Origin of the sequence: Acinetobacter sp. ANC 3832 (genome assembly GCF_002135415.1) — a bacterium.
Lineage (GTDB): Bacteria > Pseudomonadota > Gammaproteobacteria > Pseudomonadales > Moraxellaceae > Acinetobacter.
Map to the genome: position 1 here is coordinate 1 of NZ_NEGJ01000018.1, position 23,979 is coordinate 23,979.

Sequence of the window (23,979 nt, forward strand, 5' to 3'; positions counted from 1 at the left end):
CTAAATCAATATCGTCTGCTTCGATCGTACCTTTCACAGGTGTATCTTCTGCCGTTGTTGTGTCCTGTTCTGGATCTGCTGTTGGCGCATCATTTACAGGCGTAACTGTAACAGGAACTTCGACTGTAGTTTTTCCACCTTTACCGTCATCAACAGTTACTGTGAATTTGTCTTCACCATTAAAATCTGGATTTGGTGTATAGGTGTAATCACCTGTTTCTGGATCAATCGTAACTGTACCGTTCTTCGGTGGTTCTGTGACTACATAAGTTAAGTTGTCACCATCAACATCTGTACCAACAACTTTACCTGATACAGGTTGGTCTTCTGGTGTTGTTTTTGGTTCTGCTTCTGCTGTTGGCGCATCATTTACAGGCGTAACTGTAACAGGAATTTCTACTGTAGTTTTTCCACCTTTACCGTCATCAACAGTTACTGTGAATTTGTCTTCACCATTAAAATCTGGATTTGGTGTATAGGTGTAATCACCTGTTTCTGGATCAATCGTAACTGTACCGTTCTTCGGTGGTTCTGCAACAACGTAGGTTAAGTCATCACCATCAATATCTGTACCCGTTACTTTTCCTATAACTGGTTCATCTTCTGCTGTAATCACGGGGTCTGTTGTTGCTGTCGGTGCATCATTTACCGGTGTAACTGTCACGGGAACTTCGATGGTTGTGGTACCACCTTTGCCATCATCTACAGTCACAGTAAATTTGTCTTCACCATTGAAATCTGGGTTTGGCGTATAAGTATAATCGCCTGTTTCGGGATCAATCGTCACCGTACCATGTTTCGGTGGTTCTGCAACAACGTAGGTTAAGTCATCACCATCAATATCTATACCCGTTACTTTTCCTATAACTGGTTCATCTTCTGCTGTAATCACGGGGTCTGTTGTTGCTGTCGGTGCATCATTATCAGCTTTATTATCACCGTTTGATGATCCTCCACCTACAACAGCCCCAATTCCTCCCGCTACGACACCTCCAATAATCCAAGGTAAGCCACCAATACCACCTGAATTTCCCGTAACAATCGGAAGTAATTCTTCTAATCCTGTCAATTCGTTAAATACAGCAACACCATCTTCCCAAACCATTTGCTCAAAAGCACAAACAGTGCCCTCAAAAACCAGATCAGAAGTTTGACCATTGGCATCTTTTACAAAATAATTTTCTAAGGTGATTGTTTCACCATTTTTTAATTTTATTACTAAATCATTACCATTTTGGATTATTTCTGCAATATCATCTTTATACAATTTGGTTTGAATTATCGATACTTTATCCAACAATATATTACTAGAATCAGTATTAATTTTATTCAATGAAGCCTTATCGATAATCGTGATATTTTGCATATTAAACAACCAATCTATTAGTAACAATTAGTAAACTATATTAACAGTTCGTTATTTTTTGTACAATAATATTCAAAACAACATATGTGTAGATTTTTTACCAATCAGTAAAAAATCATCATGTGATATTTCTCGCAATTTCTAAGGAATTCGTTATGTTTAAAACTATTCTCATTGGCTTCACTCTTGCTGTTAGTCTTAGTGCTTGCACAACATTAAAAAGTCAAAATAAACATGATAAACCATTGAATTTATTATTTATAAATAAAGAACAAAACTCATTTCCACTGCAAGTTCAACGAGATGAAAGACTGTGCGATGATGATAAAGCACAAGATCAAAACTGCCCAATTAAGTTTTATATTGATGATTTCAAGGCTGGAGATTTTTATATAAATAACACAACAACATACTATTTAAAGCCTAATGAATATGAACTAACCGTTAAAAACTGCAAAGAAGAATGCAAGACATTTCACACAAAAATAAATATAAGTGAACAGTTACCGAGTGTAAATTTAGTATTATCAGTCGATCAAGAAGGTAAACCATTTATTATAAATAAAAAATCATAAATCGATAATCAAGCCAAAGTTTAAGCAACTTTGGCTAAGTTTTAATTTATTATTAAATCAAAATATTTTTATAATAAATAAAAAACTACACATTAACATCTAAACATTTATGTAGAGTAATTACTTTATTTTTTCAATTTATTGTATTTTTAATTTATAATTCAGTAAGTAATATCTCACTCGAATAATTATGATGTCGAATCAAACTTCGAACTTAAGAAAGCAGCTTAAACAGCAACGTAAGAATATTTCATCCTTTCAACAAGCTAGATCTGAGAATCAAATTTTAAGCTTTCTGATACGTTATCCTAAGTTTCAGCATTCAAATAAAATTGGCATTTATCTACACGCTTTTGGCGAAATTCACACAAAAAAAATCATTGAATATTGCTTTAAAATGAATAAATTGGTCTATCTACCCATGATTTGCAATATGAACCAACACTTAGTTTGGGTAAAAATTTCACAGCATCAATTTAGAAATAAAAAATTCAGCATGCATCATTTAAGCATGTTAGAACCCAAGTCGAGTCGTGGTTTTGATGTATCTACGCTCGATTTATTGATTATGCCTTTATTGGCTTGTGATCAAAATGGTACGCGTATGGGGATGGGTGGTGGTTATTATGATCGTACTTTAGCCTCTGCTCCCCATCACCCATATCGTCTAGGCATCGCACATGATTTTCAGATTTTAGAGCAACCCTTGCTTAAACAAAAATGGGATCAACCCTTAGATGCTTTAATTACTCCTTCAAATCATTATCATTTTAAGCGTCAATCTAGCCAATAGCAGTGAGCATGACCTTTGAATAATCAGATGCTTGCCAATTTTTATACATTTTATTTTGCAAAGGCCTTGTAATTTTTGAAATACACATCACTATAAAAACATGGCAACACCATTGTTACTCACTAGGAGTGCCCATGTCTGAAATTATTATGAATGAAGAAAGCTTAGAGCCTCAAGTTCCAAGCGTATTACCACTTTTAGCGCTCCGTGACGTTGTGGTTTATCCACACATGCAAATTGCGTTATTTGTTGGTCGTGAAAAATCGATCAATGCCGTTGACGTGGCGCGTAACAGTGACAATTTAGTATTTGTAGTTGCACAAAAAGATTCGCTTACAGAAGAAATTGATCACGACAACCTTTATCAATACGGTACTGTTGCGAAGATCGTGCAAGTTGTGAATCACGAAAATGATGAGAACTGTATAAAAGTACTGATTGAAGGCTTGTATCGTTCTAAGTTGGTTGAAATCATCGACAATGATGAGTATTTATCAGCTGAACATGCAATGAGCCCAATGACAGTATCTGTTGATAAAGATACTCAGAGTTCACGTGTCGAAGAATTGCGTGCTTTGTTTGCTCAATATGCAGAAGCCAAATTGCGTAATGCTCGTGAACTGATTACTGCTGCAAATAAAATTGAAGACCTTCTTCAATTGCTATTCTTTGTCGCAACACGTGTTCCATTGAATATAGATGTTAAACAGAAATTCTTAGAGCACGATGAGTTCGAAGCACATTTGCAAGAATTAATGACCTATTTGTTGCAGCAATCTGAAGAGCAACAAATTGAGCAATCTTTGCATGACAATGTAAAACGCCAAATGGAGAAAAACCAACGCGAATACTTCCTCAATGAAAAGATGAAGGTGATTCAGCGTGAACTTTCCGACATGAACGGCGGTGCTGAAGATGACGTTGTTGAGATTGAAAAGCGTTTAGCTGAAGCCGATTTACCTGAACATGTACGTAAAAAAGCTGAAAGTGAATTCCGTAAGCTGAAAGCAATGCAACCTGCCTCAAGTGAAGCTGCTGTCGTTCGTAACTATATCGAGGCGATTTTAGATACGCCTTGGAATAAAGCGAGCAAAGTGAGCATTAACTTGCCTAAAGCTCAGGAAATTTTGGATGCAGACCATTATGGTCTAGATGAAGTTAAAGAACGTATTGTTGAATATCTTGCCGTTCAATCACGCGTGAAAAAACTGAAAGGTCCTATTCTGTGCTTAGTTGGCCCTCCAGGTGTCGGTAAAACTTCACTCGGTGAATCGATTGCGAAAGCAACAGGTCGTGAATTTATTCGTATGGCTTTAGGTGGCGTACGTGATGAAGCTGAAATCCGTGGGCATCGTCGTACTTATATTGGTGCGATGCCAGGTAAAATTGTGCAGTCTTTAACAAAAGTCGGAGTGAAGAATCCTTTATTCTTACTCGATGAAATTGACAAGATGGCGCAAGACTACCGTGGTGATCCTGCTTCTGCTCTACTTGAAGTTCTTGATCCATCACAAAATAGTAAGTTTAACGATCACTATTTAGATCTTGATCTTGATCTTTCTGAAGTGATGTTCATCTGTACTGCAAACAGCATGAATATCCCTGAGGCTTTGCTTGACCGTATGGAAGTGATTCGTCTGCCGGGTTATACCGAAGATGAGAAAGTTCATATTGCAGATCGTTATCTTGTTCCTAAAGCAATTAAGAACAATGGTTTACGTGGTAAAGAATTGACGGTTCATGAAGAAGCGATTCGTGACATCGTGCGTCGTTATACACGTGAAGCGGGTGTCCGTAGTTTAGAACGTGAAGTGTCAAAAATTGCCCGTAAAGTTGTAAAAGAAGCGGTCAGCAAAAAAGCGAAAAGCTTACATATTGATGTAACTGCTGAAAACTTACCAGATTACTTAGGCGTGCATAAGTTCGACTATGGTATGGCGGAAGATGAAGCTCAAGTCGGTCGTGTAAATGGCTTAGCATGGACTTCTGTAGGCGGTGAGTTGCTTTCAATTGAAGTTGCAGCCGTGAAAGGTAAAGGTAAATTCATTACCACTGGTTCACTCGGTGATGTCATGAAAGAGTCGATTACTGCGGCAATGACAGTTGTACGTACTCGTGCAGATGAACTAGGCATTGAATCTTCGCGTTTTGAAGAAACAGATGTCCACGTGCATTTACCAGAAGGTGCAACACCAAAAGATGGCCCATCTGCTGGCTTAGCATTAACAACCGCTTTGGTTTCTGCTTTCACAGGCATTCCAATTCGTGCTGATATTGCGATGACAGGTGAAACCAATCTGGGTGGTCGTGCAATGCGCATTGGTGGCTTAAAAGAGAAACTTTTAGCTGCACATCGTGGTGGCATTAAACTGGTCTTCATTCCACAAGAAAACGTACGTGATCTTGTTGAAATTCCAGATAATGTTAAAGAAGGTTTAGAAATTAAAGCAGTGAAAAGTATTGATGAAATTCTTGCTTTAGCTTTAGTCGAAAAACCAACGCCATTGGTCAAAGCGCCGATTGTAAAACCTGTAGATGAAGGTAAAGCAGCTCGTCATTAATTGAGTATACTTTAAAGAAGAATACTTAAGTTTCGAATAGAACTAAAAAAAGGAATCTCATATGAGGTTCCTTTTTTTATTCATTTTACTTGTGTAAATAAAATGATACTTCTGAATAAGTTGATAGCAGTAATTTACAATGTAAGATACCCCAATCCTTCAAGCTTTATTCTAAAATAATCACCCAAAAAATAACGTCATAAAAAAGAAGACGAAGCTTCTTTTTTATGAATCTAAAAATAAATTTATTGTGCTGGCATATTCTGCTTAATAAATGCAACTAATTCAGGATTTTTCTCAACAATCGCTGCGGTATGACTTGCCCCAACGGCTGGCAAAAACTCTACATTAGTACCTTGAGCAAGCATCGCTTTATACATTGCCTCTGTTACTGGATAAGGTACACTCATATCCAACGTACCCTGAATAATTAAAATTGGCTTATCAATTTTGACTGTTCCGGGTTGGCTTTCTTTCAAGAATTTTGTAATTTGTGGGCTCGCATAAAACTTCTCCTTATTCAAACCAGGATAATCCAATAGTTTTTTAGTTGGATTTTCAGTTAAATATTTTACAATATCTTGAACAAATCTATATCGAATACTATCTTCAGGTTTATTTACAGGATCAGCACTATCTAAACATAAACCATTTTCACCAGTTGTCCCTTCAGCAAGCGCTGCAATATCCTGTGAGCGTGTATCTGCAAAAATTTCACGATAATCAAAACGTGGATCAGATGCTTTAATACCAACAGCTGCAAATGCTGCATAGCTCAATAATGTCGCATATGCACCAACTGAACCTTTTTCCGCTCTATACGCTAAACTTACACCTGCTTCAAGCTCTTTATTTTCAGCATCCAATAAAGCAACGGGTGCAACTTGGAATATAATTTTGTCTAAGCTAGAAGCTGGCGCTCCTGCAACAGCACCTAAATAATTTTTGTCATTATTTGCATATTGTGCAGTACCTAAAGATCCCTGACCGCCCTGAGATTGTCCAACTGACATCCAACTTTTATTTAAAGCATTACCATAATGATCTTGAGCAGCTTGCACAGCAGATATTGCCGATTTTGCTTCACTTTCTAAATGTAAATATGGGTGTATTCCTGCTGTTCCCATACCTTCATAATCTGGAGCAATAATGACATAGCCAGCAGCCAATAAACTCTTAGCTAGTGGATCTTTAAAACGTGTACCTAAATTATTGTTGGTTGGTGCACAAGAATCACCCACACCTAAAGTACCATGCTCCCAAACTACAACTCGATATCCATCTTTAGGTTGTGTAACTTTTGGAAATAAAACCATTGCAGTCGCTTTAGCTGTCTTACCTTGTACATTCACCATGTTATAAGTCATAACTTTAATAGATGAGGCTTCATCTAAAGTTTCTTTAGAGTAAGCTGCTTCAGAGATAAAAGTTTGACTTGGTGTTATACCTACATAATCATCATTACTGTCATTACATGCAGCTAAAAATAAAAATGATGAACAAGTCAGAGCGAGTAATGAGCGCTTAAATATATGTTGCATTTTAACTTCCATAGTATTGTTAATTAACACTCTCTCCATGAGAGCTCAGCAATCAAATCATAATTCAATATATATAGCCACATTCAAAGTATTTAATTGAATTAAAAAGTTTTAAAAAAATTATACAAATAATTTTATTCTGCTTATTAAAGCAATAATTTAAAAAGTTTATTGATTCACTCTTCATTTTATATAACTTTCTTGTAGACATAAAAAAGGAGCCTAAGCCCCTTTTTTATGAATCTAAGAATAAATTTATTGAGCTGGCATATTCTGCTTAATAAATGCCACCAGTTCAGGATTTTTATCTACAATCGCCTGCGTATGCGTAGCTCCAACGACTGGTAAGAATGTAACCTTGGTTCCAAGCTCAGTTAAATTCTTTTGCAAAGCATCCGTAACTGGATATGGTACAGCCATATCTGCTGTTCCTTGGATAATCATCACAGGTGTATTAATTTTCTTGGTTGCAGGCTGGTTATCGACTAAGAATTTTTGCACAGTTGCATTCGATTGGAAATCTACTGTCAGACCAGGATAATCAGGAACTGTTTTATCTGTATTTTCTTTCAAATAAGCTCGAATATCCTTGGCAAACTCATCATGAAGCTCGCTCAAACACATTCCATTATCACCTGTTGTTCCTTCAGCAAGCTCAGCGAAGGCTTTCGAACGCGTTTGGAAAAGGTCTTGATAATTAAATCGAGGCTCGTAGGCTTTTATACCAACAGTTGTATATGCCGCATAAGCAAGTAATTCCGCATATGCTTCAACAGCGACATCTACCTGCCCTGCATCACTTAAGTCCTTCAGTGCCTTCGGCGCAACCACACTAATAATATAACCAAGACTCGATGCAGGAGCACCTGCAACAGCACCCTTATAGTTTGCATCATTATTTGCATATTCTGCTGTAGCTAAAGATCCATGACCACCCTGCGATTGCCCGACTGACATCCATGCACCGTTAATTTTACTACCATAATGTTCTTTATAAGCTTTGACTGCATTGATTGCAGATTTAGCTGCACTGGATAAGTTCAAATAAGGATGTATTCCTGGAGTACCTAAACCTTCATAATCTGGTGCAACAACGACATAGCCTTGTGCCAACAAGCTTTCTGCCATACTTTTAAATCTAGGATTAAAAGTATTATTACTCGGTGCACAACTATCACCCACACCAACAGTACCATGTTCCCAAACAACAATACGCCACCCATCAGCAGGCTGAGGTGTCTTCGGAACAAAGACCATAGCCGTTGCTTTCTTAGTTTCACCCAGCACATTTGGCATGTTATAACTCATCACATTAACTGATGCTGCCCCATTAATTGTATCTAAATTATATGTACTCTCTGAAAGGTAACTTGTTGTGGAAACATATTCCGAATCATTGTCATCATCATTACATGCAGATAGAAACAACGCAGAAGAACATGCAAGTACCAATAACGATCGTTTAAAAATTTCTTTCATTTCATTATCCTAATTTTTATCTAAGCTCTCCTTGAGCAACTTTTAATAAAGCATAAAAAAAAGCATCTGACTAGGATGCTTTTTATGAATAGATAAATTTTTATAAAAGTCCGATAAAAATACCAACGAAAATAATCAATCCAATCCAACGGTTATGCCTAAAGGCCCAAAAACAGCGTTGTGGATCACGATCTCTCGTTTTAGTCCATTGATATATAAAATCAGCAATAACAACCAATAATGCAATAAATCCAAAAGGAAAAAGTAATTGCTCTATATACAAAGCATAGCCAATTAAAATAACACTCAATGCCTGTAAAATTGAAATGATTTCAATATCATATTGACCAAATAGAATCGCGGTTGATTTCACCCCTATTTTTAAATCATATTCACGGTCAGTAATTGCATATTGCGTGTCATAAGCCACCGTCCATGCTAAATTTCCAAAGTACAATAACCAGCAGGTTAGATTCGGCTCTACTCCAACCGCTGTATATCCCATTGGTATTGACCATGAAAATGCAGCACCTAAAAAAACCTGAGGCAAGTTGGTATAGCGTTTCATAAATGGATAAATGAAAGCTAAAAACAATGCACCAAATGACCAATAAAATGATTCAATAGGAAGGAAAAATAATAAACATGCACTTGCTGCAACCAGTATCAAAAATACAAAAATTGCTTCTTTGGCTGAAATAATCCCTGTCGCCAATGGGCGATCTTTAGTCCGTGCAACATGTGCATCTACTTTACGATCAGCAAAATCATTAATTGCACAACCTGCGGCACGCATAAAAATGACACCTAGAATCATCACCAACAATGTACTGAGTTCAGGTATTCCCTTTGCTGCAATCCACATTGCCCACATCGTTGGCCAAAAGACCAATTCAGTCCCAATCGGCTTATCAAAACGACATAAATAATAATAAGCTTCTAAGCGTTCACGCCATGTAATAGATTGCACGGTTGCCATGACTTTCCTTTACAGAGTTTCAGATTCAGAGAGCTTGCTCTGATTTAAATAATCTAGAAATGCAGGTAAAAATGTTTCCTGTACGATAAATTTACAACCATGCCAAGTATAACAACTTTGCCTCGTCCATCCCTCTTCTAGAAGGATGACACGACGATCACACTGTGGATTAGTACGTTGAAATAAAAATTTCCCAATTGGACGAACGCCAATATGTTTGAATAAGCGTGCTCGTCCGTGTAGGCTTAGAATCGGAAAAATACTTTTGGCTTTTACCCAAGGTTGTTCTTCACAGCCAAATAAATAACTTTCACGTACCCATGAAGTATGCTGATGTGGCATCTGCATCCATGTGGCATCACTAAAATTTAGACGTTGAAAATGCTCTTGAGTCGGCTTTACTTGAAAATGACCCTTTGCTAAATTGGTGAGCTGTTGTGTTAATGAACCTGATGCATGCAACCATGTTTTTAATTCAGGATTCAATTCTTTTTCCTGTCTTGTACATGCTCGTTGGTTCCACATATGCCCACTACTCTTTTTAGATCATTCAGTTTAACGCAGTTTATTGATGATTTTATTGACAACTCATCAATAATTAACCATTTACCCTTCTATCCATGATAAGCATATCAATATCATCAACAGTTATCTGTTTTTGCAATCACTTCAAATTTACCCTGAGCTGTTTTCACTAAAATTAAACCTTCGGCACTCAAATAAAATTCTTTGGGATATGCATAATCCAAAGCCAATTCTGGGTTTTTTAAAGCAACAAATTCAACATGCTTATAACCTTCCGATGTACGCCCCAGTTCAACATAGGTCACATTAGAAAAGTTCATTTTAAAACCTTTCTCATGGTCTTTGGCATCAATCCAAGGATAAAAACTGGTGTTCTTTTTACGCTGCGTCATATATTTCTAAGCATCATGTCTTGAGTGAAGTAAATGATACAAAAAAACCGCGACATGCGCGGTTTTTTTTAAGCTTAAATTCTATTAAGAATTACAGGCTGTAATACATATCAAATTCAACTGGGTGAGTTGTCGTATTTAAACGGCGAACTTCTTCAGTTTTAACTTCGATATACGCATCAAGCATATCTTTAGTAAACACGCCACCTTTTAATAGGTAGTCATGATCTGCTTGAAGTGCTTCAAGCGCCATATCCAAGCTATGTGCAACTGTAGGGATTTTCGCTTCTTCTTCAGGAGGAAGATCATACAAGTTTTTGTCAGCAGCTTCACCTGGATGGATCTTATTCTGGATACCATCAAGACCCGCCATTAACAATGCTGCGAAACCTAAGTACGGGTTCATCATTGGATCAGGGAATCGTGCTTCGATACGTTTGCCTTTAGGGCTAGAAACGTAAGGAATACGGATAGATGCTGAACGGTTACGAGCTGAATATGCAAGCATAATTGGTGCTTCGTAATGTGGCACTAAACGCTTATAAGAATTCGTTGATGGATTGGTAATAGCATTTAATGAACGAGCATGTTTAATCACACCACCAATGAAATACAACGCCATTTCTGACAAACCTGCATATTCATCACCAGCAAACAAGTTCTTACCATCTTTAGAAATAGAGATGTGAACATGCATACCAGAACCATTATCACCGACCATAGGCTTAGGCATAAATGTCGCAGTTTTTGCATATTGATGCGCAACGTTCCAAACAGCATATTTAAACTGTTGTACTTCGTCTGCTTTACGAACCATTGTATTGAAGCTCACGCCAATTTCTAATTGGCAAGATGCAACTTCATGGTGATGTACTTCTACACGACCAGGTCCCATGATGTCTTCAATTTTCGCACACATTTCAGCACGCATATCATGTGAAGAATCAACAGGAGGAACTGGGAAATAGCCGCCTTTAACACGTGGACGGTGACCTGAGTTACCTGCTTCGTAATCTTTGCCTGTAGACCAAGCTGCTTCTTCAGCAATAATGGTGTGACGAGCGCCAGACATATCGATGTCCCATTTCACTTCGTCAAATACAAAAAATTCTGGTTCTGGACCAAAGAATGCTGTATCACCAATACCTGTTGATTTTAAATATTCTTCCGCACGGCGAGCAATTGAACGTGGATCACGATCATAACCTTGACCAGTAGATGGCTCAATAACGTCACAAGTCACAACAACTGTTGCTTCAGCAAAAAACGGGTCAAGGAATGCTGTCGCTGCATCTGGACGTAAAATCATGTCCGATGCTTCAATGCCTTTCCAACCTGTAATTGAAGAACCATCAAACATTTTACCGTCTTCAAAGGTATCTTCGTCGATTGTATCTGCTGGGTAAGTTACGTGTTGCTCTTTACCCTTAGTATCAGTAAAGCGAAAATCGACCCATTTTGCGCCACTTTCTTGTATGAGTTGAAGGACTTTGTTCGCCATGCTCATTTTGCTCCAATGAATTTTTGTTGCACTTGATAAGTGCATGTTAGTAGTTGGTATCTATTAAGCAATTCTCGTACCAACTTTAAAAAGAAAAGCTAAAACACTGAATTCTCTATTGGTATTCAAGCGATACAGTCTTCTCTTCAGACTTATTATACTGTCTACTCTTATAAATGCACCATATTCACACACTGTTCTTACGTTTAATTTACAAAGCACAACATGAGCGCACCATTTTTGTGCAAATAAGCTTTTATGACTTTATTTGGTGCTATAAATATTGTTCTGCACTATAAAAATTTCATGAATATATTTTGAATGAAACATAAAGTTATAAAACTCAAAAGGCACTTTTACGTTAAGCGTACTCAACTTCAGCACGTGCAATTAATGCTTCTACCATCAGCAACACATCGTCTTTTTCACGTGCATCTACGGCAAATACAGGCATGCTATAATTTTGAATAGACATCCAATCACGATATTTTTTTAATAATTGTTGTGGATCTTCATCTACATGGGTAATACCTACAATGATATTCCCGACATGCTCTTTAAACGAATCATAATAAAATTGGAGGTCTTCCAAAGCATTTTTACGCGAATGATCAATTAAAATAACCGCACCAATTGCACCCTTACAAATCACTGACCAGATAAAATCAAAGCGATCCTGCCCAGGCGTACCATACAGACCAACAACAACACCATCTTCTAATTTAATTTCACCATAATCAATGCCGACCGTGGTTAATGCTTTACTATGTGATTGCTCATCTGTATTAACAGCTTCAGTAGAAAGCACAGCAACTTCGGATAATGACTTAATCGCTTCAGTTTTACCTGCACCCATCGTGCCACCAAAAACTATTTTATATTTCTGTAGAATCACTGACATTCCCCTTTTTTATATTGTGCTATAAATATTCAATTGGCTAAATCGCTTGTATAAAGCTTTTTTACTTTCAAATAAAAAAAGCCAATGAATCATTATTTGATCTGTTTAATTTTATTAAAAAATAACTTTATTGATATTTTTTATAACCGTTTTAAAATTATGATTTATAAGTTAACCAAAATCTTCAATCATTAAAGTCCAAGTTTTCTTCTTAACTTACCAAAGAAACCTCTTAAGCCACTACTATTATCAGATGGTTTAACTTCCTCTTGAACAAGCTTTGCTTCACTTTCTGGAATTTCTTTCAAAGCATTGGTCAATAACGCAGTTGAAACAAATTTTTGAATATTCTGAACAGATAGATCCAATCTTTTCTCAACTTGAGAAATATTGGCACCCTTTTCAAAACACGCCGCAATTTTAAAAATATGCTGTCGATCTTGAATTGAGTTTGGCTGTGGCCAATATTGCAATTTATAGAATGTGGAAACAGAATGATCTTTACCTAAGTTTTCTGAGAACCAAAAAATATTCCACAACCAAGAACGTAAATCTGTACCTTGCTTCATACTTGCAGTTTGTGCCATTTGCATAGTTGCGTAGGTATAATTCAAAGTTGAATCTGTACCTTGTATTTTACGTTCCGAATCTATCCAAACTTGTTCAGTGCGTGTATTCATCAAGCCCATATTGCCGTGACCATCAAAAATTTGTAAATTGCCATTCCGTTCATTAAAGAACTCTTGTGAAATTTTATTTAAATCCACTGTTTTGGCAATTTGTGATACAAACCTTTCAGTCTTTTGACTCATTGGAACATGATGATAACGATCTTTAAACCAACTCCGAATTTCATCAGTTGGTAAAAAAGGTAAATAAAGTTTATCGCCTTCTATTGAGCCAGATTTTTCATTTTTATTGATTAATCTTAAATAAGGGACTTGTTGAGATCCGACCAAGTTTTGAATCGTTGGAGAACCAAAAAACATATCATTTACAAGAAGAATATCTAAATGTGGGTCGGCAATATTCGCCCAATTGACTTCAAGCGTATCATCATATAATAAACGGACTTTCTGCTTAATACTTTCAAGTACATTGAGACTTAAGCCAAAAATTGCAATTTTAATTCTTTCTTTCATTTAGCCCCCTGCACGCCCCATTATCTGTGATCAATTTAACACTTAGCTTCAATAAAATAAAATGAATCATTGTTATAAAACTTGATTTTTACCTTATTATTCCAAAATTATTTTGTGAAGATGATATTAAAGATCAAATATGAATCTATTAGCGACCAACAATACTATAACCATTTGCATTTACAATCATTTTTTAAGCTTTAAATCTGAATTAAAAGGAATAAATGTAACCATGATAAAGGCTTTAAAGTTATTATTAACAAGTAGTGAATAATATTTAAATAAACTTAATAAACATCTAAAACTTGTTGAACAAAATAAATTTCTGACATCAAAATTAGCAATCAGTCATCATATTTTTTTAATCAAAATTTGATCGTTTTTCATTATTTTTTACTTTGAATCTCATATACGAATATCCTTTATTTTTTAAATGACAAATTCCAACTCAATATAAATTGATATCTCATGATTTACGTATTTTAAAATCGTAAAGTGACGCTTAAGCCAATCCCATCGCTATATAGAAATATATAAACAGGATGCGCTGTTTTTTGGTATGATTACAAACACTCTATTTTTACAACATTTAATGAAGAAAACTCATTTTTTAATGAAAAACCTTCAGTTGCAAATTGACGAGTATTTAAAGACCGTAAAGCACCATTGAGTGCATAAATTTCAATATGTTAATAAGGTTAGTCTCATGCTTTTGATGATCGACAATTATGACTCATTTACTTATAACATCGTGCAATACTTTGGCGAGTTAAATCAGGAAGTAAAAGTAGTCCGTAATGATGCCGTGACTTTAGAAGATATTGAGCGATGGCAACCAAAATATTTAGTGATTGGTCCTGGTCCTTGCTCTCCAAGCGAAGCTGGAATTTCTATTCCAGCTATTCAACACTTTGCAGGGAAAATCCCCTTACTCGGTGTTTGCTTAGGGCATCAAGCCATTGGACAAGCCTTTGGTGGTGATATTATTCGCGCCAAAACGGTCATGCATGGTCGTTTATCGGACATGCATCATAGTGACAAAGGTATTTTTAGCAATTTACCCTCTCCCTTTTCTGCAACTCGCTATCATTCTTTAGTGATTGATCAAGCAACTTTACCAGAATGTTTAGAGCTAACTTGCTGGACCAATCAAGTAGATGGTTCAATCGAAGAAATCATGGGTGTAAAACATAAGACACTACCTATTGAAGGTGTGCAGTTCCATCCTGAATCTATTTTGAGCGAACATGGTCACCAAATCTTCAAAAACTTTTTAGACATTTATGCAGAATGAGCGTAGCCAAAATCATGGATATTCAACAAGCTTTAAATAATATAACCAAAAATATTGAGTTGACTCAGCCACAAATGGAAGACGTCATGCGCACCATCATGCGTGGTGAAGCAAGTGATGCCCAAATTGGTGCATTAATGATGGGACTTCGTTTAAAAGGCGAAAGTATTGATGAAATCACCGCTGCTGCACGTGTGATGCGTGAGTTTGCCATTAAAATTGATGTCAGTGACATTCCAAATTTAATTGATATTGTCGGTACAGGCGGTGACGGCCAAAACTTATTTAATGTTTCAACAGCTTCTTCTTTTGTCATTGCGGCTTCAGGTGCCACCATTGCCAAACACGGTAACCGTGGTGTGTCATCTAAATCTGGATCATCTGATTTATTGGAACAAGCAGATATTAAACTTGACCTCAACATGGAACAAACTGAACGTTGTATCCGTGAAATGGGCGTGGGTTTCTTATTTGCACCGAATCATCATAAAGCAATGAAATATGCAGTTGGCCCACGTAAAGAATTGGGTTTCCGTAGTATTTTCAATTTACTCGGCCCGCTTACGAATCCGGCTGGGGTAAAACGCTTTGTGATTGGTGTGTTCTCCAATGAACTATGCTTACCAATGGCAGAAGTTATGAAACAATTGGGTGCTGAGCATGTAATGGTGGTTCATTCTAGAGATGGATTAGATGAAATCAGCCTTGCTTCACCCACCTATGTTGCTGAATTAAAAGATGGTGAAATCACTGAATGGATGATTAACCCTGAAGATGTTGATATAGAATCACAAACACTTATGGGACTCTCTGTAGAGAGTGCGGCTGAAAGTCTAATGCTTATTAAAGACGCTTTAGGTAAGAAAAAATCAGCGAAGGGTGAAAAAGCTGCCAATATGATTGCCCTGAATGCAGGTGCAGGCATCTATGTTTCAGGTCTAACCAAAGACTACAAACAAGGCGTGGCTTTGGCACATGATATTATTTATGGCGGACAAGCTTTAGAAAAAATGAGCGTATTGTCTGAATTTACCAAAACACTCAAAGAATACGAAGCTTAAGGCTATACAGGAATTATTATTATGGTTGATATTGCCAATACCATTTTAGGTAAAATTGTAGATCGTAAATACCAAGAATTTGCGACTCGCTTAAAACAACGTAGTTTAAAAGATGTTGAAGAGTTGGCTTTGGCTGCAACACCTGTACGTGGTTTTGCTCAAGCTGTGCAAAGCAAACGTCCTGGGGTAATTGCTGAAATTAAAAAAGCATCTCCATCTAAAGGGATTATTCGTGAAAATTTTAATCCTGCGGAAATTGCTGAGCAATATGAAGCAGCAGGTGCAGCATGTTTATCTGTACTGACGGATGTTGATTTTTTCCAAGGCGCGGATGAAAATATTCAAATTGCCCGTTCGCACTGTTCCCTTCCTGCACTTCGTAAAGATTTTTTAATTGATCCTTATGGTGTTGTTGAAGCACGTGCTTTACATGCAGATTGTATTCTGCTGATTGTGGCATCGCTATCTGATATGCAATTGGAAGAAATGTCTAAAACAGCATTTGAATACAATTTAGATGTTTTGGTTGAAGTCCATGATGAAGATGAACTTGAGCGTGCATTAAAACTGCCTGATCGTTGTCTTTTGGGTGTGAATAATCGTAATCTAAAAACTTTTGATGTCGATTTAAAGACATCAATCCGTTTGAAAAAGTTACTTGATCCAGCACGTTTATTGGTTACAGAAAGTGGTATTGCTACACCTGAGGATGTTGCCATGATGCAAGAGAATGATATTCATGCATTCTTGGTAGGTGAAAGCTTTATGAAACAACCACGTCCAGATCATGCATTTACAGCATTATTTGGTCAGCCAAAATAATTAAACCTCTTGTATAAAATATCTTCATTTATATTTTTCGGGAGAAAATTATAAAGATGATAAATACTTATGCAAGATATCAATTTCAAATAAACAGTAATCATCATTAAGTGATAATTTAAGTTATGAGTAGTCATGATTCTTCGTTTTCAAACGCTCAACAAGATCTTTTGAAAGCGTTTAAAAAACAAATTACTCATCCTCATTCTTCTAAGCTTGCAGCACAACCTGAGCCTCAGAAAGCTCAGGTTACTGTAGAAGAAGAACCTGATGATGCAGATTTGTTTAAAAAAGCTTTAGTCGGTGTTAAAGCCATCGATAATGGTAATATTGCCAAAATTGAACGTAACCCCCGTAAAAAGCCTGATGCTAAGATATTGGCAAAACGTGCCTCTGCCATCGGTCCTGCTGAACTTGATCATGCAGAATTGTCAGATACACAAGCTATGCTAAACCCAGTAGCCAGTCAAGCAGCATTAAGCTATCGCATTGCGACTTTACAGCATAAGGTTTTTGAAGACTTAAAAGCAGGTAATCTACGTTGGTATGAAGCGGTAGATTTACATGGCTGTACAGTGGAAGATGCTCGCTCTGCGGTCTTACAAATTATTCAGATGGCAAAAGATGAAAATCAAAATGTGCTTAAAATTGTGCATGGCAAAGGGCCTGATGCCGTTTTAAAAACCTATGTCAATGGATGGCTTCGTCAGCATCGTGATGTATTGGCTTTTGTCAGTGCACCTGAAAATCAGGGGGGTACAGGTGCCGTTTTAGTACTCCTAAAACGTGCTGAGAAAAACCCTAAATTTAATCAATAAGCGGTTTATCTTGTAGTAGTCTGACTTTTCATGTTTTTCTGCTACAATGCCGACCTTGTTCAATCAGTGTAAGTGAACACGTTTTATGTCTATGCAGCAATCCTACGCCAATATTTTAACTGCCGTTGGCGAGGACTTAAATCGTCCTGGTCTCAAAGATACGCCAATGCGTGCTGCTAAAGCTTTTTCGTATTTGACGTCTGGTTATAGCAAAACTTTGGAAGAAGTGACCAATAATGCGGTCTTTCCTTCCGATAACCATGAAATGGTTTTAGTGAAGAATATTGAATTCTATTCGCTTTGTGAGCATCATTTACTGCCTTTCCATGGTCGTGTACATATTGCTTACCTACCTGATGGTAATGTTTTAGGCTTATCTAAATTTGCCCGTATTACTGAAATGTTTGCGCGTCGTTTGCAAATTCAAGAACAGTTAACGCAACAAATTGCTGAAGCTGTGGCTGAAGTGACTCAAGCCCGTGGCGTTGCAGTGGTGATTGATTCTGCCCATATGTGCATGATGATGCGTGGTGTGAGCAAACAAGAGTCTACAACTCGTACTGTGTCCTTTGTGGGTGAATTTAAAACGGATAAAGATTCACGTCGCGAGTTTTTACAAGCAGTTCCTGAAGCGTATTAAGCAGTCTTGAATTTTTAAACCCCGAAACATCGGGGTTTTTTATTTTTAGACTTTTTATTAAATAAGCATCATGCAAAAGCTTAATAATGATGAGTCACGACACATCATAATTTCTCAACCAGAAACGCTAATAAAACAGATATTCACGGATTAGGTATACGCTTAAAATTTTCTTGAGTTAATATATTTTATACTTTGAAATTTTAAGATTTACTCCAATGAAAAAAATGATTATTACTTCCCTGCTTGTATTAAATAGCTCTGCCTTTGCAGGAAATTTAAATGCCACAGAGCAAAAAGAAGTACAAAGTATCATTCGTCTATTTCAAAAAAATGATGTGGATAACATCGCAAAAAATATTCGTTATCCATTGATCAGAGAAAATCCTATTCCGGACATTCAAAACACCACTGAAATGAAAACACGCTACACACAAGTGTTTGATCAGACACTCCGTCAAACCATAGCCAAGTCCAAACTATCACAATGGTCGAATGTCGGTTGGCGTGGTGTCATGCTAGATAATGGTACTGTATGGTTAGATGGTGAAAAAATTAGAGCAATTAATTATAGTAGCCCCGCGGAGCAACAGTTTAAAAAGCAATTGATTGCACAACAAAAAACCATGCTTTATCCTACACTGAAAAAATTTGCACAACCTGAACTTCAATTTAAAACTGCAAAATTTCAAGTCCGAATTGATGAGCTATCAAATGGTCAATATCGCTATGCGGCTTGGAATATCGGAAAGCCTCAATCGACCAAACCGAATTTAGTTTTAAATAATGGTTCTATGACTTTTGATGGCTCAGGGGGCAATCATTATTTTAATTTCAAAAGTGGCAGTTATAATTATGTGGTCTATCGAAATATCATCGGTGAATCAGCAACACCTGATGTCACGCTCAGTGTCAAAAAAAATAATAAAGAAATTTTAAATCAGTCTGGTCAAATTTTTAAATAAGTAAACGCTAAATATAGACTGTGCTTATATTAAATGTCTTAAACATAAGGCTCTTTCTCTTTGATAAACTTTCTTTTTTTTGAAGAAAGGAGCAAGAGCCTTAAGTAAAATCATTTATAGATCAAATATTTAGAAAAAATGAACAAAACCCAGTCCTGTCTTCATCCAATCTTTGCTGTCTTGTTGCTGATATTCCCAATTGATTTGTAGTGAATTCTGCTGATTAATGGAGTATTGCAACATGCTATTCAATCGCAAATTCCATTGATGTGAATCTTCCCAATAAGGTAACTCGACTTGAACAAGGCTATTCACTTTATCTGACCACAGATTTTGACAACCGACTGTTGGTCCTAACCCGACTCGCCAACCTTGATCTAAAGATTTTCCTGCTTGAAGTGTAGTTTGTAATTCTGCAAAGCATAAATGCTTACGATCATCATCAGCGAGCGTATAACCAGACTGCCCTTTGATACTAAAAACGCCATGTTGATCATCTTCACTAAAACGACCATTGGATAAAGCTTCTTGTTGCCAAGCAATATTAAACCCCCATGTTATTGGGGTTTTAAACGGCGTAATTGGATTATAAGAATTCACTGTGAGTAAATCGAGATGCTCAAGTTTCAACTCATCATCACGCCACTGAACCGCACCATCTAAAAATAACAGTTGTGTTCCTGTTCTAAAACCGCCTTGGGGATCTCTTAAATCATGATAGGCCTGACGATGTCCAATTTGAACAAAACCATCACCTTGCACATCGCCTGCATTTACAGACCAATTTCGTGCATGATGTCCATCTACAGGATCAATTTTAGGTCGCTGGGGTTCTTGTCTTTGTTTCTCTAATGATATTTGACTACGTAAACCCAGTAATTGTCTAAATCTTGGTTGAGCAAAATCTTCAGTTACTTTTCGTCCAATAAAATATAAATAAAGATCGTCATAGGCCATTTCTAAAATTTTGGCACGATCAGCTTCATTATAATTTTGGATGATCTCAGGCATTTGTTTAATATCTACGAAAGCAAGTTTATGCGCCTGTTTTGCCAATGAATGACCATGCTGCTTTGCCTGCGATAAAAGCTGCGTTTCTAATGCAGGGCGATATACTGTATCTTTAATTAAGTTTTCTTGATCAATTGATTTAATGGTTTCCACAGGAATAGAAGCATAATTAAATTGTTTCTGTAGATTTGAACTCGGTCTAACTAAATCAATTAAGCCCAATAAACGATAAGCGCAGTTATCACTGACAAAATAATAAGGAAAACTGACTTTTTGCATTTCCCAAATATGCTTCACTAAAAAAGTAGTTTCTTCTGACGTTAAATTGAGCTCATATTCCCACAAATCTCGGCTTTCAAAATCCCCATATTCTTTCACCTTCCGATAATAAGGCATTAAAGAATATTCACCTGGATACTGCCCTGTTAAGCCTTTCCATGCATATGACCAGTTATCACCACCATTAACTGTTGCTGCATAATTGACAGCATAAGAAACAAGGTTTAATTGTTTTTGGTCTTTCGGATCTAAGCGTAATAAGGTATGTCCAAACATAGAACTTGGATTACCCATAAAATCAGTGGCGTAAATTAAAGTCGCTTTATAAGGCTTAATCTGCCCAACCCACTGATCAAACTCGGGGCATTCTACTTTAGGTAATTGTTGTTCTTGAATCCCGAGTTGTTGCATGAGCCATTGGCTACGTGCAGGGAAACGACATCGAATCGATTGATTTGCATCTGCTTGTGCAAATAAAGCCTGAATATCTGTGTTTAATTCTGCATTTAAATCTTTTTGCCCATTTTTATTCAAAAAATATCCTGAATATTGAACATCACTTTGACCCTGTGCATTAGCATATAATAATCTTTGCCAAGTAATATCTTTGGCCAACTGTTTTTGTTGAGCACGTTGTATCCATTGATCAATCGATGAGTCAGCCACATTATTTTCTGTGGAAGCCGCAAATACAAAATTCGGTAAAGCTAAAGCAAGAATACAGATTATTTTTTTCATTCAAACAATTCAATTTTTAAAATATAAGAAACAGTCAAAAACAGAAAACCCTGCCCGAATGGCAGGGTTTTCTGTGATCAATCAATTAAACGTATGCTTTAAGCACAGCGTCTTTTGCCATCACTTGTTGAATAGATGTCAAAACTTGTAATGAATTTTGGTTATCCACTGAATAAATATCAGAGAAGTTTGCTTTGGTTACTGCAAAGAAATGTGCTTTATCAGTCGCTTTAATGTTCATCAACTCTGCAAGTACGTTTAAGCTCTCGCCTTGACCTACAGCCATATCACGCGCTAAAGCTTCTGAGTTTTCATTGGTAAAAGTAACCACTTGCGCTGTTACTGTACCGCCTTTACCACAACCGAGTGTACCAAAAGTAATACCCAGCAATTGGTTTGTAAAAATACCGTTTGTTGTACCCGCTAAAATTTTAGGAACAATACCTTTTTGACCAGCCCATACTTGAGATCCAACACCACAACCTACATCTGGATCAGCCATTGCAACACTAGAACCAGCAGCCAATAATGCAGCTAAAGCGATTTTTTTTAACATATAATTCTCCAGAATTTTTTAATCTATAAATTTTTATATTCCATATTGTGTAAAGTTTATTACACAGTACAAATTTTTATCACATTCAAAATAAATAGCAAATCAAAATCTGACATAATTGTTATTGGTAGCTTAAATTTTTAAGCTCCAATGACCTGAAGTATCTCTATTTCCTAGAATTTTTAAAACTAAAACCAAGCTTAAAAGTAACAATAAATACCAAGAACCCAACTTGCCTAGACCAACCATATGCCAAGCATCGACCTGACTGGGATACAACCAAATCTTATAAAATGTACTAATGTTTTCCGCAATCCAAATGATAAAGGCAAGCACCAATAAAATAGGTAAGAGCGGTAACTCGATTTGATGATGTTGCAATTCAAAACGTATCTTGGTTTTCCAAAAAATCCAGATACTCCATACAAAAAGTAAGTTTCTGAAATCGGGAATAAAAAATTTACTCATAAAATTAATATATGACAACACAGCCAAAACAAGCATATGAGAAAATTGCGGTAACTTGATAAAAGAGACTTGGTATAAACGTAAGGATCTTGCAAAGAAACTCCCTACTGCCGAATACATAAAACCTGCAAATAAAGGCACGGTCATGATTTTAAAAACAGCAGGTTGTGGATACTGCCAAGATGCAATTTGTGGATGTGTAAGAAAAATTTCCATACCCATTGCCATAATATGGAAGAGTGCAATCACCTTTGCTTCTGACCAAGACTCTAACTTTAAATAAATTAAACAAACTTGAATAATCAGTGCATAAAACAGTAAATAGTCATAACGAAAGAAACCATAAAATTCATGACTCCCCATTGATGCCGTTAAAACAAATGCAATAAGCAATAAAATACCAAATAAGGCAGCTGAAGCTGCCTTAAATGAAAACTCAAAAAAAGTTTTAATCAATAACATGAAAGCACTGTTCTAAATGGTATTAACCTAAATACTTGGCACTGTATTCATGCACAGTATCGATAAATGCTTTCGGTTGTTCAGGATCTACCCATTGGGTAATGCCATGACCAAGGTTTGCGATATAACCTGTTTTTTCGCCATTGGCATAGGCATCATCAAGCATTGCTTTGGTTGCTTTTTCAATGGTAGATGATGAACCGTATAAAGTTGCAGGGTCTAAATTACCTTGCAATGCGACGCGACCATTTGCAGTTTGACGTGCCACATTGAGTGGCGTTGTCCAATCTAGACCTAAAGCATCTGCACCTGTTGCAATCATGGGCTCTAACCACTGACCACCACCTTTCGTGAACAAAATAACAGGAACTTTTCTCCCTTCATTTTCACGTTTTAAGCCTGCAACTATTTTTTGCATATATTTGAGTGAAAATTCAAGATATTCACGATGTGCTAATGCACCACCCCAACTATCAAAAATTTGCACTGCTTGCGCACCTGCATCAATTTGTGCGTTGAGATAATCAATAACAGCATCTGCTAAACGATCTAATAATGCATGTAACACTTCTGGTTGTGCATACATCATTTGTTTGGTAAAGCGGAAATCTTTACTTGAGCCACCTTCAATCATGTAGGTCGCTAATGTCCAAGGACTTCCAGAGAAGCCAATTAACGGAACTTGACCACCCAATGCTGAACGAATAGCAGTTACAGCATTCATGACATAGGCTAAATCAGATTTCGCATTAAATTGCGGCAAATTAGCAACATCTTGCTCTGTACGAATCGTTTTATGAAACTTTGGACCTTCGCCCACTTCAAAATAAAGCCCTAAGCCCAAAGCATCAGGAATTGTTAAAATATCTGAAAATAAAATCGCTGCATCTAAATCATAACGACGCAAAGGTTGTAAAGTGACTTCACACGCAAAATCTGTATTTTTACACAGAGAAAGAAAGTCTCCTGCTTTTGCACGTGTTTCACGATACTCTGGAAGATAACGTCCTGCTTGACGCATCATCCATACAGGTGTTGTATCTACTGGTTCACGCAACAAGGCACGTAGAAAACGATCATTTTTTAAGGTCGTCATTTACTTTCCCAATC

Annotated in this window: 22 protein-coding genes; 9 read left to right on the forward strand and 13 right to left on the reverse strand. The window is 36.7% G+C overall.

What is annotated here, in order from left to right:
- A partial coding sequence (locus tag B9T35_RS16580; protein ID WP_139842049.1) for a tandem-95 repeat protein occupies positions 1-1,366 on the reverse strand: 1,366 nt, incomplete at its 3' end.
- Between the two features lie 155 nt (positions 1,367-1,521).
- On the opposite strand from B9T35_RS16580, the gene B9T35_RS16585 reads away from it, so the two are divergent.
- The 3 genes from B9T35_RS16585 (at position 1,522) to lon (ending at position 5,295) form a co-directional block, all read left to right on the forward strand.
- Positions 1,522-1,941, forward strand: a complete 420-nt coding sequence (locus B9T35_RS16585) for a hypothetical protein (RefSeq protein WP_086192228.1) — start codon at positions 1,522-1,524, stop codon at positions 1,939-1,941.
- 193 nt (positions 1,942-2,134) lie between these two features.
- A complete protein-coding gene (locus B9T35_RS16590; RefSeq protein ID WP_086192229.1) occupies positions 2,135-2,734 on the forward strand; it encodes a 5-formyltetrahydrofolate cyclo-ligase in 600 nt (199 codons plus the stop codon).
- Between the two features lie 134 nt (positions 2,735-2,868).
- Positions 2,869-5,295 (forward strand): endopeptidase La, encoded by a 2,427-nt coding sequence (gene lon, locus B9T35_RS16595; RefSeq protein ID WP_086192230.1) that lies wholly within the window; start codon positions 2,869-2,871, stop codon positions 5,293-5,295.
- 245 nt (positions 5,296-5,540) lie between these two features.
- Here the strand turns inward: lon and B9T35_RS16600 are convergent, their stop codons facing one another.
- From B9T35_RS16600 to B9T35_RS16635, 8 genes are all read right to left on the reverse strand, one after another.
- Positions 5,541-6,836 (reverse strand): prolyl oligopeptidase family serine peptidase, encoded by a 1,296-nt coding sequence (locus B9T35_RS16600; protein WP_086192268.1) that lies wholly within the window; start codon positions 6,834-6,836, stop codon positions 5,541-5,543.
- Between the two features lie 255 nt (positions 6,837-7,091).
- Positions 7,092-8,315: an alpha/beta hydrolase family protein gene (locus B9T35_RS16605; RefSeq protein WP_086192231.1), complete on the reverse strand. Its 1,224-nt coding sequence runs from the start codon at positions 8,313-8,315 to the stop codon at positions 7,092-7,094.
- Between the two features lie 100 nt (positions 8,316-8,415).
- Positions 8,416-9,294, reverse strand: a complete 879-nt coding sequence (gene ubiA, locus B9T35_RS16610) for a 4-hydroxybenzoate octaprenyltransferase (RefSeq protein WP_086192232.1) — start codon at positions 9,292-9,294, stop codon at positions 8,416-8,418.
- Between the two features lie 9 nt (positions 9,295-9,303).
- Positions 9,304-9,819, reverse strand: a complete 516-nt coding sequence (locus tag B9T35_RS16615) for a chorismate--pyruvate lyase family protein (RefSeq protein WP_086192233.1) — start codon at positions 9,817-9,819, stop codon at positions 9,304-9,306.
- A gap of 116 nt (positions 9,820-9,935) precedes the next feature.
- Positions 9,936-10,211, reverse strand: a complete 276-nt coding sequence (locus tag B9T35_RS16620) for a hypothetical protein (RefSeq protein ID WP_086192234.1) — start codon at positions 10,209-10,211, stop codon at positions 9,936-9,938.
- Positions 10,212-10,302: 91 nt separating this feature from the next.
- Positions 10,303-11,718 (reverse strand): type I glutamate--ammonia ligase, encoded by a 1,416-nt coding sequence (gene glnA, locus B9T35_RS16625; protein ID WP_171264311.1) that lies wholly within the window; start codon positions 11,716-11,718, stop codon positions 10,303-10,305.
- A gap of 355 nt (positions 11,719-12,073) precedes the next feature.
- The gene (locus B9T35_RS16630) at positions 12,074-12,607 is read right to left on the reverse strand and encodes a GTP-binding protein (RefSeq protein ID WP_086192269.1); all 534 of its coding nucleotides are present in this window, start codon (positions 12,605-12,607) and stop codon (positions 12,074-12,076) included.
- Positions 12,608-12,804: 197 nt separating this feature from the next.
- Positions 12,805-13,755 (reverse strand): hypothetical protein, encoded by a 951-nt coding sequence (locus B9T35_RS16635; RefSeq protein WP_086192236.1) that lies wholly within the window; start codon positions 13,753-13,755, stop codon positions 12,805-12,807.
- A gap of 706 nt (positions 13,756-14,461) precedes the next feature.
- On the opposite strand from B9T35_RS16635, the gene B9T35_RS16640 reads away from it, so the two are divergent.
- The 6 genes from B9T35_RS16640 to B9T35_RS16665 all read left to right on the forward strand — a co-directional run bounded on the left by B9T35_RS16640 (position 14,462) and on the right by B9T35_RS16665 (position 19,355).
- Positions 14,462-15,049 (forward strand): anthranilate synthase component II, encoded by a 588-nt coding sequence (locus B9T35_RS16640; RefSeq protein ID WP_086192237.1) that lies wholly within the window; start codon positions 14,462-14,464, stop codon positions 15,047-15,049.
- 14 nt (positions 15,050-15,063) lie between these two features.
- Positions 15,064-16,110, forward strand: coding sequence for an anthranilate phosphoribosyltransferase (gene trpD, locus B9T35_RS16645; RefSeq protein ID WP_086192238.1), 1,047 nt, complete (start codon positions 15,064-15,066; stop codon positions 16,108-16,110).
- Positions 16,111-16,131: 21 nt separating this feature from the next.
- Positions 16,132-16,932 carry an indole-3-glycerol phosphate synthase TrpC gene (gene trpC, locus B9T35_RS16650; protein ID WP_086192239.1) on the forward strand — a complete coding sequence of 267 codons (801 nt, stop codon included), beginning with the start codon at positions 16,132-16,134 and terminating at the stop codon, positions 16,930-16,932.
- A 125-nt stretch (positions 16,933-17,057) separates the two neighbouring features.
- On the forward strand, positions 17,058-17,750 hold the full coding sequence (locus B9T35_RS16655) for a Smr/MutS family protein (RefSeq protein ID WP_086192240.1): 693 nt from the start codon (positions 17,058-17,060) through the stop codon (positions 17,748-17,750).
- 91 nt (positions 17,751-17,841) lie between these two features.
- Positions 17,842-18,390: a GTP cyclohydrolase I FolE gene (gene folE / locus B9T35_RS16660; protein ID WP_171264313.1), complete on the forward strand. Its 549-nt coding sequence runs from the start codon at positions 17,842-17,844 to the stop codon at positions 18,388-18,390.
- A gap of 218 nt (positions 18,391-18,608) precedes the next feature.
- A complete protein-coding gene (locus B9T35_RS16665; protein WP_086192242.1) occupies positions 18,609-19,355 on the forward strand; it encodes a hypothetical protein in 747 nt (248 codons plus the stop codon).
- 129 nt (positions 19,356-19,484) lie between these two features.
- On the opposite strand, the gene B9T35_RS16670 is transcribed toward B9T35_RS16665, so the two are convergent.
- From B9T35_RS16670 to hemE, 4 genes are all read right to left on the reverse strand, one after another.
- On the reverse strand, positions 19,485-21,383 hold the full coding sequence (locus B9T35_RS16670; RefSeq protein ID WP_086192243.1) for a DUF4105 domain-containing protein: 1,899 nt from the start codon (positions 21,381-21,383) through the stop codon (positions 19,485-19,487).
- A gap of 85 nt (positions 21,384-21,468) precedes the next feature.
- Positions 21,469-21,939 (reverse strand): DUF3015 family protein, encoded by a 471-nt coding sequence (locus B9T35_RS16675; RefSeq protein WP_086192244.1) that lies wholly within the window; start codon positions 21,937-21,939, stop codon positions 21,469-21,471.
- A 132-nt stretch (positions 21,940-22,071) separates the two neighbouring features.
- Positions 22,072-22,869, reverse strand: a complete 798-nt coding sequence (locus tag B9T35_RS16680) for a DUF817 family protein (protein WP_086192245.1) — start codon at positions 22,867-22,869, stop codon at positions 22,072-22,074.
- 22 nt (positions 22,870-22,891) lie between these two features.
- Positions 22,892-23,965, reverse strand: a complete 1,074-nt coding sequence (hemE, locus tag B9T35_RS16685; protein ID WP_086192246.1) for a uroporphyrinogen decarboxylase — start codon at positions 23,963-23,965, stop codon at positions 22,892-22,894.
- Positions 23,966-23,979: the final 14 nt, after the last annotated feature.

Excerpts from the sequence above, each read along its gene's own strand:
- B9T35_RS16605 (WP_086192231.1), bottom strand. The coding sequence starts at position 8,315 with ATGAAAGAAATTTTTAAACGATCGTTATTGGTACTTGCATGTTCTTCT.
- B9T35_RS16640 (WP_086192237.1), top strand. The coding sequence starts at position 14,462 with ATGCTTTTGATGATCGACAATTATGACTCATTTACTTATAACATCGTG.
- trpD (WP_086192238.1), top strand. The coding sequence starts at position 15,064 with ATGGATATTCAACAAGCTTTAAATAATATAACCAAAAATATTGAGTTG.
- lon (WP_086192230.1), top strand. The coding sequence starts at position 2,869 with ATGTCTGAAATTATTATGAATGAAGAAAGCTTAGAGCCTCAAGTTCCA.
- B9T35_RS16675 (WP_086192244.1), bottom strand. The coding sequence starts at position 21,939 with ATGTTAAAAAAAATCGCTTTAGCTGCATTATTGGCTGCTGGTTCTAGT.
- B9T35_RS16585 (WP_086192228.1), top strand. The coding sequence starts at position 1,522 with ATGTTTAAAACTATTCTCATTGGCTTCACTCTTGCTGTTAGTCTTAGT.
- ubiA (WP_086192232.1), bottom strand. The coding sequence starts at position 9,294 with ATGGCAACCGTGCAATCTATTACATGGCGTGAACGCTTAGAAGCTTAT.
- glnA (WP_171264311.1), bottom strand. The coding sequence starts at position 11,718 with ATGAGCATGGCGAACAAAGTCCTTCAACTCATACAAGAAAGTGGCGCA.
- B9T35_RS16635 (WP_086192236.1), bottom strand. The coding sequence starts at position 13,755 with ATGAAAGAAAGAATTAAAATTGCAATTTTTGGCTTAAGTCTCAATGTA.
- B9T35_RS16600 (WP_086192268.1), bottom strand. The coding sequence starts at position 6,836 with ATGCAACATATATTTAAGCGCTCATTACTCGCTCTGACTTGTTCATCA.
- folE (WP_171264313.1), top strand. The coding sequence starts at position 17,842 with ATGCAGCAATCCTACGCCAATATTTTAACTGCCGTTGGCGAGGACTTA.
- hemE (WP_086192246.1), bottom strand. The coding sequence starts at position 23,965 with ATGACGACCTTAAAAAATGATCGTTTTCTACGTGCCTTGTTGCGTGAA.
- B9T35_RS16620 (WP_086192234.1), bottom strand. The coding sequence starts at position 10,211 with ATGACGCAGCGTAAAAAGAACACCAGTTTTTATCCTTGGATTGATGCC.
- B9T35_RS16590 (WP_086192229.1), top strand. The coding sequence starts at position 2,135 with ATGTCGAATCAAACTTCGAACTTAAGAAAGCAGCTTAAACAGCAACGT.
- trpC (WP_086192239.1), top strand. The coding sequence starts at position 16,132 with ATGGTTGATATTGCCAATACCATTTTAGGTAAAATTGTAGATCGTAAA.
- B9T35_RS16670 (WP_086192243.1), bottom strand. The coding sequence starts at position 21,383 with ATGAAAAAAATAATCTGTATTCTTGCTTTAGCTTTACCGAATTTTGTA.
- B9T35_RS16615 (WP_086192233.1), bottom strand. The coding sequence starts at position 9,819 with ATGTGGAACCAACGAGCATGTACAAGACAGGAAAAAGAATTGAATCCT.
- B9T35_RS16655 (WP_086192240.1), top strand. The coding sequence starts at position 17,058 with ATGAGTAGTCATGATTCTTCGTTTTCAAACGCTCAACAAGATCTTTTG.
- B9T35_RS16665 (WP_086192242.1), top strand. The coding sequence starts at position 18,609 with ATGAAAAAAATGATTATTACTTCCCTGCTTGTATTAAATAGCTCTGCC.
- B9T35_RS16680 (WP_086192245.1), bottom strand. The coding sequence starts at position 22,869 with ATGTTATTGATTAAAACTTTTTTTGAGTTTTCATTTAAGGCAGCTTCA.